Origin of the sequence: Hymenobacter terrestris (genome assembly GCF_013377905.1) — a bacterium.
GTDB classification, from domain to species: Bacteria; Bacteroidota; Bacteroidia; order Cytophagales; family Hymenobacteraceae; genus Hymenobacter; species Hymenobacter terrestris.
This window is the reverse complement of the sequence record NZ_JABKAV010000004.1, coordinates 1-14,342: the sequence shown is the minus strand read 5'-3', so window position 1 is coordinate 14,342 and position 14,342 is coordinate 1. Positions and strand designations below refer to the sequence as shown.

General features: G+C 60.3%; 15 protein-coding genes and 1 pseudogene. 12 read left to right on the top strand and 4 right to left on the bottom strand.

Annotated elements, in window-relative coordinates:
• Positions 1 to 15 precede the first annotated feature (15 nt).
• On the bottom strand, positions 16 to 897 hold the full coding sequence (sucD, locus tag HW556_RS02305; RefSeq protein WP_176897608.1) for a succinate--CoA ligase subunit alpha: 882 nt from the start codon (positions 895 to 897) through the stop codon (positions 16 to 18).
• Positions 898 to 1,169: 272 nt separating this feature from the next.
• Here sucD and HW556_RS02300 point away from each other — a divergent pair.
• Together HW556_RS02300 and HW556_RS02295 are read left to right on the top strand one after the other, a co-directional pair.
• A pseudogene (locus HW556_RS02300) lies at positions 1,170 to 2,144 on the top strand (PLP-dependent cysteine synthase family protein); the annotation flags it as partial.
• A gap of 44 nt (positions 2,145 to 2,188) precedes the next feature.
• Positions 2,189 to 2,599: a response regulator gene (locus HW556_RS02295; RefSeq protein ID WP_176897603.1), complete on the top strand. Its 411-nt coding sequence runs from the start codon at positions 2,189 to 2,191 to the stop codon at positions 2,597 to 2,599.
• 102 nt (positions 2,600 to 2,701) lie between these two features.
• On the opposite strand, the gene ade is transcribed toward HW556_RS02295, so the two are convergent.
• Positions 2,702 to 4,381 (bottom strand): adenine deaminase, encoded by a 1,680-nt coding sequence (gene ade, locus HW556_RS02290; RefSeq protein WP_176897601.1) that lies wholly within the window; start codon positions 4,379 to 4,381, stop codon positions 2,702 to 2,704.
• Between the two features lie 307 nt (positions 4,382 to 4,688).
• On the opposite strand from ade, the gene HW556_RS02285 reads away from it, so the two are divergent.
• The 10 genes from HW556_RS02285 (at position 4,689) to HW556_RS02240 (ending at position 12,893) form a co-directional block, all read left to right on the top strand.
• Complete coding sequence (locus HW556_RS02285) at positions 4,689 to 5,081, top strand: hypothetical protein (protein ID WP_176897599.1); 393 nt, start codon at positions 4,689 to 4,691, stop codon at positions 5,079 to 5,081.
• 38 nt (positions 5,082 to 5,119) lie between these two features.
• Positions 5,120 to 5,821, top strand: coding sequence for a (d)CMP kinase (cmk, locus tag HW556_RS02280; protein WP_176897597.1), 702 nt, complete (start codon positions 5,120 to 5,122; stop codon positions 5,819 to 5,821).
• Positions 5,822 to 6,009: 188 nt separating this feature from the next.
• Entirely contained in the window at positions 6,010 to 6,894 is an 885-nt protein-coding gene (locus HW556_RS02275; RefSeq protein WP_176897595.1) for a 4-hydroxy-3-methylbut-2-enyl diphosphate reductase, read from the top strand.
• A gap of 146 nt (positions 6,895 to 7,040) precedes the next feature.
• Positions 7,041 to 7,595 carry a DUF502 domain-containing protein gene (locus tag HW556_RS02270; RefSeq protein WP_176897593.1) on the top strand — a complete coding sequence of 185 codons (555 nt, stop codon included), beginning with the start codon at positions 7,041 to 7,043 and terminating at the stop codon, positions 7,593 to 7,595.
• 150 nt (positions 7,596 to 7,745) lie between these two features.
• Positions 7,746 to 8,033: a 2TM domain-containing protein gene (locus HW556_RS02265; RefSeq protein ID WP_176897591.1), complete on the top strand. Its 288-nt coding sequence runs from the start codon at positions 7,746 to 7,748 to the stop codon at positions 8,031 to 8,033.
• A 78-nt stretch (positions 8,034 to 8,111) separates the two neighbouring features.
• Positions 8,112 to 9,236 (top strand): PQQ-dependent sugar dehydrogenase, encoded by a 1,125-nt coding sequence (locus HW556_RS02260; protein WP_176897589.1) that lies wholly within the window; start codon positions 8,112 to 8,114, stop codon positions 9,234 to 9,236.
• An 89-nt stretch (positions 9,237 to 9,325) separates the two neighbouring features.
• Positions 9,326 to 9,793 (top strand): ATP-dependent zinc protease family protein, encoded by a 468-nt coding sequence (locus tag HW556_RS02255; RefSeq protein WP_176897587.1) that lies wholly within the window; start codon positions 9,326 to 9,328, stop codon positions 9,791 to 9,793.
• 104 nt (positions 9,794 to 9,897) lie between these two features.
• On the top strand, positions 9,898 to 10,803 hold the full coding sequence (gene rimK, locus HW556_RS02250; RefSeq protein WP_176897585.1) for a 30S ribosomal protein S6--L-glutamate ligase: 906 nt from the start codon (positions 9,898 to 9,900) through the stop codon (positions 10,801 to 10,803).
• A 160-nt stretch (positions 10,804 to 10,963) separates the two neighbouring features.
• Complete coding sequence (locus HW556_RS02245) at positions 10,964 to 12,067, top strand: succinylglutamate desuccinylase/aspartoacylase family protein (RefSeq protein ID WP_176897583.1); 1,104 nt, start codon at positions 10,964 to 10,966, stop codon at positions 12,065 to 12,067.
• A gap of 166 nt (positions 12,068 to 12,233) precedes the next feature.
• Positions 12,234 to 12,893, top strand: coding sequence for an OmpH family outer membrane protein (locus HW556_RS02240; RefSeq protein WP_176897581.1), 660 nt, complete (start codon positions 12,234 to 12,236; stop codon positions 12,891 to 12,893).
• Positions 12,894 to 12,995: 102 nt separating this feature from the next.
• Here HW556_RS02240 and HW556_RS02235 read toward each other — a convergent pair whose 3' ends face one another.
• Entirely contained in the window at positions 12,996 to 13,547 is a 552-nt protein-coding gene (locus tag HW556_RS02235) for a hypothetical protein (RefSeq protein WP_176897579.1), read from the bottom strand.
• 58 nt (positions 13,548 to 13,605) lie between these two features.
• Positions 13,606 to 14,283: an NAD(P)H-binding protein gene (locus tag HW556_RS02230; protein ID WP_176897577.1), complete on the bottom strand. Its 678-nt coding sequence runs from the start codon at positions 14,281 to 14,283 to the stop codon at positions 13,606 to 13,608.
• Between the last annotated feature and the right edge of the window lie 59 nt (positions 14,284 to 14,342).

Here is a 14,342-nt window from a genome sequence, read left to right as displayed (position 1 = left end):
TGAACGCAGTGCGGATTACTTGCCGCCCAGCACGCGCAGCATCGTGTCGCCGATTTCGGCGGGCGAATCCACTACGTGGATGCCGCACTCACGCATGATGGCCATTTTGGCAGCGGCCGTGTCGTCGGCGCCGCCTACGATGGCACCGGCGTGGCCCATGCGGCGGCCGGGAGGGGCGGTCTGGCCAGCAATGAAGCCTACAACGGGCTTCTTATTGCCGGTTTCTTTGATCCAGCGAGCAGCTTCAGCTTCCATGCCGCCGCCGATTTCGCCAATCATCACGATGCCCTCGGTTTCGGGGTCGTTCATGAGCATTTCTACGGCCTCCTTGGTGGTGGTGCCGATAATCGGGTCGCCGCCGATACCGATGGCTGTAGTCTGGCCCAGGCCGGCTTTGGTGAGCTGGTCAACGGCCTCGTAGGTCAGGGTACCCGACTTCGAAACGATACCGATTTTGCCTTTGGTGAAGATAAAGCCGGGCATGATGCCCACTTTGCACTCGCCGGCCGTCATTACGCCGGGGCAGTTCGGCCCGATCATGCGCAGACCCTCGCGGCCCTTCAGGTACTCCTTCACCGCAATCATATCCTTGGTCGGAATGCCTTCGGTGATGGTGATGATTACCTTGATGCCGCCATCGGCAGCCTCCATAATAGCGTCGGCGGCGAAAGCCGGCGGCACGAAGATAATGCTGGTGTTGGCGCCGGTTTCGGCTACGGCTTCGGCTACGGTGTTGAACACGGGGCGCTCCAGGTGCTGGGTGCCGCCTTTGCCGGGCGTTACGCCGCCCACCACGTTGGTGCCGTACTCAATCATCTGCTGGGCATGAAACGAGCCTTCGGAGCCCGTAAAGCCCTGCACGAGCACTTTAGAATCCTTGTTTACCAGAACACTCATAAAAGGGGGATTAGCGGAAATTGCTGCGTGGAAGTGGGAACAGAGCCCGCTTGGCGGGCGGCAGCGCAAAAGTAGGGTTTTCTTCATTAGCCGTTTGGCCTTATCAGAAAGAACGTCGTTCAGAGCGCAGCGAAGAATCTCGCGTGTTGGTGCTGCACTACCACAGCAACGTCAGCACGCGAGATTCTTTGCTGCGCTCTGAATGACGTTCTTTTGTCAGGTAACAGATTGAGAAAGCTTTACCTTTGCGTCCGCAAATCACTCACCCGAATATGTATCTGAATAATATCGTTGAAGCCATCGGTAACACGCCAATGGTGAAGCTCAACCGCGTAAATGACGGCATCAAAGGCACAGTGCTCGTAAAAGTGGAGTACTTCAATCCGGGCAACTCGGTGAAGGACCGCATGGCGGTAAAAATGATTGACGACGCCGAAAAAGCCGGCCTGCTGAAGCCCGGCGGTACCATCATCGAAGGCACGAGCGGCAACACCGGCATGGGTTTGGCCCTCACGGCTATTGCCCGCGGCTACAAGTGCATCTTCACGATGAGCGACAAGCAGAGCAAGGAAAAGCAGGATATCCTGAAAGCCGTGGGGGCTGAGGTTATCGTGTGCCCGACCAACGTATCGGCCGACGACCCGCGCAGCTACTACTCTATTGCCCGCAAGCTCAACGCCGAAATTCCGAACTCGTTCTACCCCAACCAGTACGACAACCCCTCCAACGCCCAGGCCCACTACGAAACCACGGGCCCCGAAATCTGGGCGCAGACCGAAGGTAAAATCACGCACTTGGCGGCCGGGGTGGGCACGGGCGGCACCATCTGCGGTACCGGCAAGTACCTGAAGGAGCAGAACCCGGCCATCGTATCGGTGGGCCTCGATACCTATGGTTCCGTTTTCAAGAAGTACAAGGAAACCGGCATCTTCGATGAGGACGAAATTTACTCGTACAAAACTGAAGGCATCGGCGAGGATATTCTGCCCAAAAACGTCGATTTCGACCTCATCGACCTCTTCATTAAGGTAACCGATAAGGATGCTGCCCTGATGACGCGCCAATTGGCCAAGGAAGAAGGCCTGTTTGTGGGCTGGTCGTGCGGTTCGGCCGTACACGGTGCCCTGGAGTACGCCCGTGAGCATCTGAAGGAAGAAGACACGATGGTTATCATCCTGCCCGACCACGGCACGCGCTACCTCGGCAAAATCTACAACGACGAGTGGATGCGTGAACAAGGCTGGCTGTAGGCCGGTTACGCTTTCCTCTGACTATTATTCCCGCTTCCGGTATGGCGTCTAAGCTCCGCAGCATCGTTTTGGTGGACGACAACGAAACCACCAGCTTCCTCAACAACCGCTTGCTCAGCCGCCTCGAAGTGGCCGAGCAGGTGTATACCTTCCACAAGGCCGAGCAGGCCTACCAGCAAATCTGGGGTGATGAGAAGGGTGAGGTGGCTCCCTCCAACGCCCCCGACCTGGTGTTCGTCGACCTGAAGATGCCCGGCATGGATGGCTTCGAGTTCCTGAAGCTCTTTAGCGCCCTGCCTCCGGAAGTGCGCGAGAAAACCGTGATGGCCGTGCTCACCACCTCCATGCACGCCGCCGACACCGCCCGCGTAGCCCAGTACCCCAACGTGGAGTATCTGGCTAAACCTCTGACGGAGGAAAAGCTAAGTAAGCTGCTTGAAAAGCGGTTTTAAGTTCAGCGCTTAGTCGAACAGTAAAAAAGGCGGTCATTCTGAGTGAAGCGAGATTCTTTGCTTCACTCAGAATGACCGCCTTTTTGGCTGTCACTTCATAGCCTAACCACCCAATACCACGTTCTCCACGAACCGAAAAGCCTCGCCGTCAAACAGGCCTTTATCGCTTAGTTTGAGGCTGGGGATGACGAGCAGAGCCATGAACGAGAGTGTCATGAACGGGGCTTGGAGCGGGGAGCCTAGGGCCTTAGCGGCCGCATCGACGGCCGAGTAGGCAGCCGCCACATCCGGGCCGGGCTGGTCGGACATGAGGCCGGCCACCGGCAGCGGCAGCACCAGCTCCGTGCCGTCGGGCGAAACGACGGCCAGGCCGCCGCGGGCTTCCATCACCAACTGCACGGCGCGGGCCAGGCTGGCGTCGTCGCAGCCCACGGCCGTGATGTTGTGCGAATCGTGACCGACGCTGCTGGCCAGCGCGCCGCCTTTCAGGCCAAAACCCCGGATGAAGGCTACTGCCGGCGGGGCCGCATGGTAGCGGTTTACGACCGTCAGCTTCAGCATGTCGCGGCTCAGGTCGGGTACTACCAGCTCATTTTCTACTAGCGCCGGCTCGTCGTGTCGAGCCGTAATCAGCTGCCCGTCGAAGCACTCGATGAGGCGGACGGTTGCGCTGTTGTTCGGCTGGGTTGAGTGGTCGATGCGCACCTCAAAATCCGCCGGCTGCACGTGGTGGGGCGTGAAGTTGTTGACGACTTCCACCGGCGCGGGCGCAATCAGGGTGTTACCGTTTTCGGCTACCAGCACGCCGTCGAGGTAGGTTTGGCGAACCTTGAAATCCACCAAGTCGTCCACCACGATGAAGTCGGCCGGGTCGCCTTCGCGGAGCAGGCCCACGGGCAGGTTGTAATGCTCGACGGGGTTGCGGCAGGCCACGCGCAGCACTTTCAGCACGTCTTGGCCGCGGGCTACAGCCCGCTGCACCAGCTGGTCGATGTGGCCCAACAGCAGCGTGTCGGGGTGCTTGTCGTCGGAGCAGAACATCATGTGCTCGTAGTGCTCGGGCAGCAGGTCAATCAGGGCCTCGAAGTTGCGGGCAGCCGAGCCCTCGCGAATCAGGATTTTCATGCCGGCCGCCAGCTTATCCACGGCTTCGTCAGCCATAAAGCACTCGTGGTCGGTGCTGATGCAGGCTTCGGCGTAGCGGCGCGCATCGTCGCCCCGCAGGCCGGGAGCGTGGCCATCGACGGGGCGGTTGTAGCGCTGGGCCAGGGCGATTTTCTCCATCACGCCAGCGTCGCGGCTCAGCACGCCGGGCCAGTTCATCATCTCGGCCAGGTAGCCGATTTCGGGATGGTCGCGGAACAGGTCCTCGATATCGGCGGCCGTTATTTCGGCGCCGGCTGTTTCGAAAGGCGTGGCCGGCACGCAGGAGGGGGCACCGAAGCAGAACTTGAACGGCACCTGCGCGGCATTGGCCAGCATGTACTTCACGCCGGCCACGCCCAGCACGTTGCCGATTTCGTGGGGGTCAGATACGGTGGCTACGGTGCCGTGGCGCACGGCCAGGCGGGCAAACTCGGAGGGCACCAGCAGCGAGCTTTCCACATGCACGTGCGCATCCACGAAACCCGGCAGCGCGTAGGGCAGGGCTGGGTCGGGCGCGGTAGCCCCCAGCGGCTCGATTTGCCGGATTCGGCCCCCGACTACGCGTATCGTAGCGGGGGTTATGGTATTGCTGAACAGGTTGATAACGTTGGCCTGGAGCGAGAAATCGGCGGACATAAGGAGAGCAGAAGATGGAGCGAAAAAGCGGGCCGCGAGGCGGCGGGCGGGTAAAGAACCGTATATTTGCCCAAAATCCGCGCCGTGAGAAAGATTGTGACTTTGCTGCTGGTCGCCTGTATTGGGGGCTCGGGCCTGCTAACCGCAGGCTGCGCCACCCGCTCGACTCTTCAGAAAAAAACGGCCAGCTATAAGCGCAAGGCCAAGTCCGGCAAGATTCCCTGTCCCTGCGATAAGAACTAAAAGGCAACCAGCCGGCGGGATTCCTGCCGGCTCGTTGCTGTTACTGCCCCTTACCAGCCCGCCCATGCCCGACGAATCGCCCTTAGCCGCCCTGCAAAACGCCGCCGAAGCTGTCCGCCACCAACTGCGCCTCAACACCTACGACGCCGCCGCCGTGCAGCGCCTCGACGAGTTCATTGAAGTGCAGCGGCCCATCATCAAGGATGATGAGCGCGAAGGCGTAATCAAGGCCTTGGGCTGCTTTCTGGGGCAGTGCATGGTGCAGACCTACGGTGCTACCTGGGCCCAGAACCCCCAGGGTGTAACGGGCGTGGGCATCAGCGACGCGCATTTTTTCAACCCCTTCTACCGCGTGGGCGAGCAGCTGGCAAAAGGCCCTGCCCAATCGGTCGCGGCATTTTTTGCGAGCGTACCCGAGCGTATGGCGAGCCTGCCCGCGCGTAAAACCTGGATTTAGTGAGCTCTCCATCCGAACCCGGCCGTCCTGACCTTGCCATGCAGAAAATTGTCATTGCCATCGACGGCTATTCTTCGTGCGGCAAAAGCACCACGGCCAAGGCCGTGGCCGCCGAGCTGGGCTACGCCTACATCGATACCGGCGCCATGTACCGGGGCGTTACGCTGTATCTGCTCGAAAATGGCATTGACTTCGACGATTTGCCCCGCATTGAGCAGGCCTTGCACGAAATGCAGGTCAGCTTTAAGCGCAACCGCCAGACCGGCCGCAACGAGTTGTGCCTCGATGGTAGGATTCGGGAAGATGAAATCCGGCAGATGCGCATTTCCAACTCGGTGAGCGAGGTGTCGGGGTTGCCGCTGGTGCGCCACGCCATGGTGCGCCAGCAGCAGCAGATGGCCCGCCATCGGGGCGTGGTGATGGACGGGCGCGACATTGGTACCACCGTTTTTCCCGATGCCGAGGTGAAGGTGTTTATGACGGCCGAAGTGCTCACCCGCGCGTTGCGCCGGCAGGAGGAGCTGGCTATCAAAAACGAGCATGTGCCGGTCGAGGACATTGTGGACAACCTGCAGAAGCGCGACCACCTCGACTCGACCCGCACCGAAAGCCCTCTGCGCCGCGCCTCCGACGCCGTGCTGCTCGACACCACCCACATGATGATTGACGAACAGGTGGATTTCGTGCTGGAGCGCGTGTCGGCCGCCCTGTTCTCCCGCGCGGCCGCAACTGGGAGCTAGCAGTAAGAACATCTTCTGATTGTGACCTAAACTATTGCTTCAGCTGTTGTAGCTGCGGGGTCTGGCCCGTAATTCGCAGGGCTGGCCCGCAGGCCGTGCAGCTTCGTAACTCGGCCCGCAATATTCTGGCTGGCAGAACGGAAGCGAATAACCAGCCGCTACAAGCCAATAGTCCAAAAAATACCCGCATGAACGTCCTCATTGATAAGAATTCCGGTTACTGCTTCGGCGTCGAATTCGCCATTCAGATGGCCGAAGACGAGCTGGCCAACGAGCATAGCCTGTACTGTCTGGGCGACATTGTGCACAACCGGATGGAAGTAGAGCGCCTCCACGCGCTGGGTCTGCGCATCATCGACCGGGAGCAGCTCGAGGAAATCCACGATGCCAAGGTGCTCATCCGGGCCCACGGCGAGCCACCGGCCACCTACGAGCTGGCCCTGCGCAACAACCTGGAGTTGATTGACGCCTCCTGCCCCGTGGTGCTCAAGCTGCAAAACCGCGTCAAGCACGCCTTCGACGCTTCAACCCGCAAGCAGGGCCAGATTGTAATTTACGGCCAGCCCGGCCACGCCGAGGTGGCCGGCCTCACGGGCCAGACGCTCAACCAAGCCATCATCGTGATGACCGAGGCTGACCTCGATCAGGTAGATTTCACACGGCCCGTTACCCTGTTCAGCCAGACCACCAAGAGCACGGCCGGCTTCTACCACATGAAGGCCGTTATCGAGGAGCGCATTCTGGCGGCGGGCGGCTCGCTCGATTCCTTCGATGCCAACGACAGCATCTGCCGGCAGGTGAGCAACCGCGAGCCGGCCCTGCGCATTTTTGCCCAGCAGCACGACGTTATCATCTTCGTGAGCGGGCGCAAAAGCTCCAATGGCAAGGCCCTGTTCTCGGTCGTCAACCAAACCAATCCGCGCAGCTACTTCGTGGAAAACGAGCAGGAGCTGGATGAAGCCTGGTTCCACGAGGCCGAATCGGTGGGCATCTGTGGAGCCACCAGCACCCCCATGTGGCTGATGGAGCGCGTGAAGGGCCGCATTGAGGAAGTAGGGGAGCTGATTGGGTGAAGCGAAAAAACCAGCTGTCATCCTGAGCAGCGCGAAGGACCTATGCAGAAGCCAACCTCAACAGGTAGCCTCTCAGTAAGTCCTTCGCGCTGCTCAGGATGACAGGATCTTTATTGCTCTATTGAAGCATCACCAAGCACCAACGCATGCGCCGGTACCTTAACTACTTCCTCAGCGGTTTTCTGATTGTGGCCCCTATTGGGCTCACGGCGTATATTTTGTTCGCGTTGCTGCGCTGGCTCGACGACCTGTTTGCGGGCTTGAGTTTCGACATACCCGGGCTGGGGCTGCTGGTAGCCGTGCTGCTGATTACGGCCGTGGGCTTCGTGGCCAAGTCGTTTCTGGTGCGGCCCTTTCTCATCATCACCGAGCGGGTGCTGCACCGCACCCCGCTGGTCAGCATCATCTATTCGAGCCTAAAGGATTTGTTCGACGCCTTCGTGGGCGACAACCAGAAGTTCAACCGCCCGGTGCTGGTGCGCCTCAACAATGCCGATCAGGTGTTCAAAATGGGCTTCGTCACCCAGCCCAGCATGGCCGCCATCACCCGCGACGACCTGCTGGCCGTGTACTTCCCGCACTCCTACAACTTCTCGGGCGAGCTGGTGCTCGTACCCGTCGAAAACGTAACCTACCTGGAGCTGCCCAGCAGCGAAATCATGAAGTTCATCGTGTCCGGTGGGGTGTCGCGGCTGGGGTAGAAAGTTGACGAATAATGCCAGGTGGTTTCGCTTCAGCTGCCATTTTCAACGCTTCGGGGGCGGCTTGCAACAGTTGGGTAACTGCTGATTGAGGAAATGCAGTGGAAAGGCTATATTTATTCCAGTCAACCACTTAACTACCTCCCGATCATGGAAACTCCCGACCGCGACCCGCAGCTCTGGCGCCTGGCCCGCCAACGTGCCAAATTCAAGTCCGGCCTGCTCATCTACCTGCTAGTAAATGCCTTGCTGTGGGTTATATGGTCCTTCACGGGCCGCGACTCCAGCCCCATTCCGTGGCCGCTGTGGGTGTCGTTCTTCTGGGGTATCGGGGTGGTTATCCGCGGGCTGAAAGCCTATGGGAACCTGGGCTGGGCCGATAGCTCGGAGCGCGAGTACGAGAAGCTCCTGCGTCAGCAACGCAACGAGCTGCGCTAACCGGCGCACGGCCCAGAATGGGTTCGGCCATCGGCCGGGTTGGGCAACCTTCCCGGCCGGGCACGGGTTAGGGGTACAATGAAAACCCGCTACTTCCTGCCCTTGCTGCTGGCTCCGCTGGCCCTGATTTCTGCCGTAACGCCCGGCCCCGCGCCGGCCGCCGATGCCAACCTAAGTAAGATAAAGCTGCCGCCCGGCTTCAGCATCAGCTACTTCGCCCAGAACGTGAAGAGTGCCCGCGAGCTGGCCCTGGGCCCCGACGGCACGGTGTACGTGGGCACTAAAACCGACAAGGTGTACGCCCTGCCCGACCGCAACAAAGACGGCCGTGCCGATGAGGTGATTACGCTGGCCACCGGCCTGAATGCGCCCAACGGCGTGGCCGTGCGCAACGGTAGCCTGTACGTGGCCGAAATCAACCGCATCCTGCGCTACGACAATGTGGGCACCAAACTCAAGCAGCCGCCCAAGCCGGTGGTAGTCAGCACCGCGCTGCCCGATAAGGAGTGGCACGGCTACCGCTATATCGCCTTTGGGCCCGATGGCAAGCTGTACGTGCCGGTGGGTGCGCCCTGCAACAGCTGCCTGCCCGAAACGCCCATCTACGCCACCATCAACCGCATGAACCCCGACGGCTCGGGACTCGAAACCTTCGCTTACGGCGTGCGCAACACGGTCGGCTTCGACTGGAGCCCCAAGGATAAGGCCCTTTGGTTTACCGATAACGGCCGCGACAAGCTCGGCGACAACACTCCGGCCGACGAGCTGAACCGTGCCACCGCGCCCGGCCAGCACTTCGGCTTCCCGTACTTTTTCGCCGGCGACGTGCCCGACCCTCAGTTTGGCAAGGGCAAATCGGTCGCTACGTATGTGAAACCGGCTCGGAAGCTGGGGCCGCATGTGGCGGCGCTGGGCATGAAGTTCTACACCGGCAAGCAGTTCCCGGCTCGTTACCAAAACCAAGTTCTCATTCCCGAGCACGGCTCCTGGAACCGGAGCAGTAAAATCGGTTACCGCATCACGCTCGTCACGCTCGATGCTGCCGGCCAGCAGGCTACCGGCTACCAAACCTTCGCCGAAGGCTGGCTGCAGGGCCAGCAGTCCTGGGGCCGCCCCGTAGCCCTGCTCGTTATGCCCGACGGCTCGCTGCTCGTATCCGACGACCAGAACGATGCCGTGTACCGGATTAGCTACAAGGGGTAGTTGGGAGATGGAATGATGTGCAGCTGTCATCCTGCGACCTGCCAAGGCTGGCAGCTTCAATTTCCCTATCTCCCCTTAACTTGCCTCCCATGACGAAGCAACGTGAACCCAAGCGTACGGTGGGGCGGCGGGAGCTGGTTGATTTTCCGGCGCTGCAGCTCTGGGGCGTAGAAGCCAAAGTGGATACCGGTGCCTATACCGGGGCGCTGCACTGTTCCAACATCCATGAGGAAACCGATGCACAGGGTGTTACGCGCCTGCACGTGCAGCTGCTCGACCCCTCGCACCCCGATTTCGACGGCTCGCCCATGACCTTCAGCACGTTTGGTATGCGCGATATTCGCAGCTCCAACGGCGAAGTGCAGCAGCGTTACGTAATTGAAGCCGTTATCCGGCTGTTCGGACAGGATTTTACTACTGACTTTTCTCTTTCCGACCGTTCCGATATGAAATATCCCGTTCTTGTGGGCCGGGTGCTACTGCGCCAGGCCCGGTTGGTGGTAGATGTAGCCCGGCGCAACGTATCGTACAAACAACAGCGGACCATCACTGGATAGACCTTGGAGCGTAGTGCCTAGGCCGATGAATTTTTTTAGTGCACTAACAATTACACTTCAGGTACCCACTCAAGTACCCCTTCGCCTCTATAGTCCGCAACCAAATGAAAGTAGCGATTCTATCGCGTGAGCCAACGCTCTATTCGACCCGCCGACTGGTGGAAGCTGCCGAACAGCGTGGCCACGAGCCCATAGTAATTGACCATCTGCACTGCAATCTGGTGCTCGAAAAAGGCCAGCCCGGTATTATTTACCAAAGTAAGCGGCTGGAAGGAATAGACGCCATTATCCCGCGTATCGGGGCTTCGGTGACGTTCTATGGCTGCGCCGTGGTGCGCCAGTTTGAGATGATGAAGGTGCGCACGGCCATCGACAGCCAGTCCATCGTGCGCAGCCGCGACAAGCTGCGCTCGATGCAGATATTGAGCCGCGCCGGCGTGGGCATGCCCAAAACGGCCTTCACCAACTACTCTGATGACGTGCCGGCCATGATTGAGCAAGTCGGCGGGGCCCCGGTCATCATCAAGCTGCTAGAAGGTACCCAGGGCCTGGGCGTGGTGCTGGCCGAGTCGGCTAAGGCGGCTCAGTCGGTTATCGAGGCCTTCCACAACCTTAAGGCCCGCATTATTGTGCAGGAGTTCATTGCCGAAAGTAAGGGTGCCGATTTGCGGGCCTTTATTGTGAACGGTGAAGTGGTAGGTGCCATGAAGCGCCAGGGCAAGGAGGGCGAGTTCCGCTCGAACCTGCACCGTGGGGGTTCGGGCAAGCTCGTGAAGCTGAGCCGGGCCGAAAAGGCCGCCGCGTTGCTGGCCGCCAAGTCGCTGGGCCTGGGCATTGCAGGCGTCGATATGCTACAGAGCGCCCGCGGCCCGCTGGTGCTGGAGGTGAACTCCTCGCCCGGCCTCGAAGGCATCGAGCGCGCCACCGGCCTCGATATTGCCGGCAAAGTCATCGAATACACCGAGCAGCTGGTTCAGAAAAGGAAATCGACCGACGCGAAGAAGGCCTAGGCTGAACACTTCCATGAGCACGTCATGCTGAGCTTGCCGAACCATCTGTACCGCAGTACTAACCTCTTCTGATTAGCATGGCGGTAGAGATGCTCCGGTAAGCTCAGTATGACGTGCTTGTAAATCGGCCCGTCAACCTTCAGCCCTTATTCCCGAAAAGATGCCCCAAACTGCCCCCGATGCCCTTTTTCTCAATGGCCTGACCATCGGGCCCGGCGAGCGGGTGCTTACCCGGCTGGTGATTTCGCGGCTGCCCTCGGGAACGGTGATTGACATTCCGGTGCATGTATTCCGGGCCGTGGAGCCGGGGCCTACGGTGCTACTGATGGCCGGCATGCACGGCGACGAAGTAAACGGCATCGAAACCATCCGCCGGCTTATCCGGCGCGAGCTGCTGCAGCCGCTGCGCGGGACCATTATTGCCATTCCCATCCTCAACATCTACGGCTTCCTCAACTTCTCGCGCGAGGTGCCCGATGGCAAGGACGTGAACCGCAGCTTTCCTGGCAACCCCCGTGGCTCGCTGGCCAGCCGCGTAGCCCACCGCTTCATGCGCGAAATCATGCCGCTCATTGATTACGGCATCGATTTCCACACGGGCGGGGCCACGCGGGCCAACACACCGCAAATTCGCTGCCTGCTGCACGAAGACGCCGAAACCGACGCGCTGGCCGCTGCTTTCGCGGCGCCCTTTACGCTGCACGCTGGCCTGCGGCTTGGTTCGCTACGCGAAACGGCCATGCAGGAGGGTCGCCGCATTATCGTGTACGAAACCGGCGAATCGATGCGGCTGGATGAGCCGGGCATCGACCTGGGTATTGCCGGTACGCTGCGGGTGCTGCACCACTTGGGCATGTTGGCCGAAGCACCGGCTCCGGCCCACCCAACGGTGGTGTGCCTGCGCTCTACCTGGCTACGGGCCCGCTACGCCGGTATTTTTCGCAGCTTGGTGCAGCTGGGCCAGCACGTAGAGGAGGGGCAGGCTTACGGCTCGGTGGCCGACCCCTACGGCGAGCGGTCGGTGCGGCTGGAGTCGCCGGTAACGGGCTACATCATCGGCCTCAACCACATGCCCGTCGTGAACCAGGGCGATGCGCTGGTTCACGTGGCCCGCCTTGACGCCGCCCCCAACCGTGCCGACCTAGTAGTGCCCTTCGACGAAAAGCCACTCAAGCGTACCGAGGAAGATGTAAACGAAGTAGACCGCGCCGACGACCCCACCGCCCTGCCCGACGACGACGGCCACGGCGACGAAGTGTGGTAAGCGGCGCAGCAGGGGAAGGCAGGAAAGTGATGAAGTAGGTCGGACAGGCTCCTGCTGTTTCCTCACTTCACCGCTTCACCTCACTACTCAATTCGTTCATTCGCCTATTCCCTGTACTTTTGCCCGGCTGCCCTTCGGCGGCCTTTTGCTTCTTCCTGCTTTCTGAATGAAAAATTCCACCCAACTGATTGTAAACGCGCTGCTGGTTGTGGCCGTGGCCGTGCTATTTTACCTGCATTTCGCCAGCGGTAAGCCCGCCAAACCAGCCGCCACGCCCGCACCCATAGCCGCTGCCCCCACCGACACTACCGCCGCCGCAGAGGCCGACGAGCCCGAAGTGCCCCTCACCCCGGCCGTGTTGGCTGACACCAATAAGGTGGCTTATGTAGAAACCAACCGGCTGCTGGAAGAATATCAGGGTATGAAGGATGCCAGCAAGCGTCTTGAAGCCAAAGCCCGCGGCTGGGAAGCCCAGAACAAAAAGCTCGTAACCAGCTTCCAGACGGCCGTGCAGCAGTACCAGCAGAAGGCTGAGGGCATGAGCGCCGAGCAGCGTGCCGCCACCGAGCAGCAGCTGCAGGCCCAGCAGATGAAGGTGGGCCAGGAGCAGGAGCGCCTCCAGAGCCAGGCCCAGCAGGAGCAGGCCAAGCTGAATGACCAAGTGATGGGCCGCGTGAACAAGCAGATTGAGAAGTACGGCAAAGCCAACGGCTACCGCCTGATTCTGGCCACTGGCGCTGGCAACATTGCCTACGGTCGCAAAGACCTCGACATTACCACGCCGGTGCTCAAATACCTTAACAAGGAGTACGCAGGCAAAAAGTAGCCACACAGTAATACCGGCTACAACGCAGAACGGCCCGACTCACTGAGTCGGGCCGTTCTGCGTTGCTGTTGCTTTACCGAATAACGGCGCAACAGGAAGCTGCTAGAAAGCAAAGCGCAGGCTTATGGCTGCGTCATTATATAAGCCGGTGTATCCTCGGAATACTTCAAAAAAAGGCCTGTAGTCTAGGGCTACCACAAAAGGCAGGTCGGGCAGCTTGTACTCGAGGCCCACAATGAGGTCGGCACCGCCTACCAGGTGCGTCTGATCGTCGTAGTAATAGCGGTAGTAGTACTTGTCCTTTTTGCGGCCAAAACGGGAGTCCTCGAAGTAATAGCGGCCTTCATATGCCCCCAGGTGGGCGCCGGCGCCGTAGTAAAACTGCAGGCCTTTGAAGTCGGAAATAGGCAGGTGTTTCTCCAGCAGCAGCGTCAGGCGGCCACCGCGGGCGGCATACTCACGCGTGAGCAGGCCCTCTACGGCCACGCCGTTCTTGCCGCTCAGGAAGTGCTTTACCGTGAGGCCCGACGACCAGCCGCCGGCCCGAAAACCGATGCCGGTAGTGTAGCCACTGTTGCTCTTTTTTTGTGCCAGGGCCGGAGTGCCCGCTGCCAGTACGCCCAGCGCCAAAGCGCCAGTCAGCCAGAATTTCATACAGGGAAAGTAAATTGGGGAAATCGGAATTCCCCGCAAAAGTACAACATGTCCCCAACTATCCGACCAGGATTCCTGCCCTACCTTCGCGAGCAATAGCGTCGGAGCGGTGGATGCGGATGCCGCCGCCATCATCTTCGGCGGCCCGTAGCATGGCCCGGGCTACCGTATCGGCGGCAATAGCGCGGTAGGGGCGCAGTGGCCCCAAAAGCAGTGGTTTTAGTACGGCCAGTAGTGCGGTGGCTAGCCGTTCGTTGGGGTGTGGAGTGGCCCGGTGACCCAGCAGCAGCGAGGGGCGGAAGATGTGTACGGCATGAAACGTTGTCTGGCGCACGGCCTCCTCCATTTCGCCCTTCACCCGCAGGTAGTAGGCCCCGGCGTGGGTATCGGCCCCCAACGACGATACGACGAGCAACTGCCCGCCGAAGTTGGTAGCGGCCAGCTGAGCCAACTTCACCACGTAGGTGAAATCGACCTTATAAAAGGCCTCGCGCGAGCCTGACTGCCGCATAGTAGTGCCCAAGCAGCAAAACACGTCGTCGGCCACCAGCTGCTGCCGGTAGTCGGCGAGGCGCTCGAAGTCAACTACCAACTGCTCCAGCTTTTCGTGTACCAGCGGCATCGGCTTCCGAACCAGCGCAATAACGCGGCTGTAACGGGCCGAGGCCAGCAGTAGCGGCAGCAGCTGTTGGCCAATCAGGCCGCTGGCACCGGCAATTAGGGCAGTTTTGGGCATAGCGGGAGGGTTTTAACTCAGCAGGATATTCTGAGCTACGTGAAGCAGCAGGTAGGGGC

Bases quoted from the DNA above. Each gene is read 5' to 3' on its own strand.
- sucD (WP_176897608.1), bottom strand. From the start codon at position 897: ATGAGTGTTCTGGTAAACAAGGATTCTAAAGTGCTCGTGCAGGGCTTT.
- HW556_RS02295 (WP_176897603.1), top strand. From the start codon at position 2,189: ATGGCGTCTAAGCTCCGCAGCATCGTTTTGGTGGACGACAACGAAACC.
- ade (WP_176897601.1), bottom strand. From the start codon at position 4,381: ATGTCCGCCGATTTCTCGCTCCAGGCCAACGTTATCAACCTGTTCAGC.
- HW556_RS02285 (WP_176897599.1), top strand. From the start codon at position 4,689: ATGCCCGACGAATCGCCCTTAGCCGCCCTGCAAAACGCCGCCGAAGCT.
- cmk (WP_176897597.1), top strand. From the start codon at position 5,120: ATGCAGAAAATTGTCATTGCCATCGACGGCTATTCTTCGTGCGGCAAA.
- HW556_RS02275 (WP_176897595.1), top strand. From the start codon at position 6,010: ATGAACGTCCTCATTGATAAGAATTCCGGTTACTGCTTCGGCGTCGAA.
- HW556_RS02270 (WP_176897593.1), top strand. From the start codon at position 7,041: ATGCGCCGGTACCTTAACTACTTCCTCAGCGGTTTTCTGATTGTGGCC.
- HW556_RS02265 (WP_176897591.1), top strand. From the start codon at position 7,746: ATGGAAACTCCCGACCGCGACCCGCAGCTCTGGCGCCTGGCCCGCCAA.
- HW556_RS02260 (WP_176897589.1), top strand. From the start codon at position 8,112: ATGAAAACCCGCTACTTCCTGCCCTTGCTGCTGGCTCCGCTGGCCCTG.
- HW556_RS02255 (WP_176897587.1), top strand. From the start codon at position 9,326: ATGACGAAGCAACGTGAACCCAAGCGTACGGTGGGGCGGCGGGAGCTG.
- rimK (WP_176897585.1), top strand. From the start codon at position 9,898: ATGAAAGTAGCGATTCTATCGCGTGAGCCAACGCTCTATTCGACCCGC.
- HW556_RS02245 (WP_176897583.1), top strand. From the start codon at position 10,964: ATGCCCCAAACTGCCCCCGATGCCCTTTTTCTCAATGGCCTGACCATC.
- HW556_RS02240 (WP_176897581.1), top strand. From the start codon at position 12,234: ATGAAAAATTCCACCCAACTGATTGTAAACGCGCTGCTGGTTGTGGCC.
- HW556_RS02235 (WP_176897579.1), bottom strand. From the start codon at position 13,547: ATGAAATTCTGGCTGACTGGCGCTTTGGCGCTGGGCGTACTGGCAGCG.
- HW556_RS02230 (WP_176897577.1), bottom strand. From the start codon at position 14,283: ATGCCCAAAACTGCCCTAATTGCCGGTGCCAGCGGCCTGATTGGCCAA.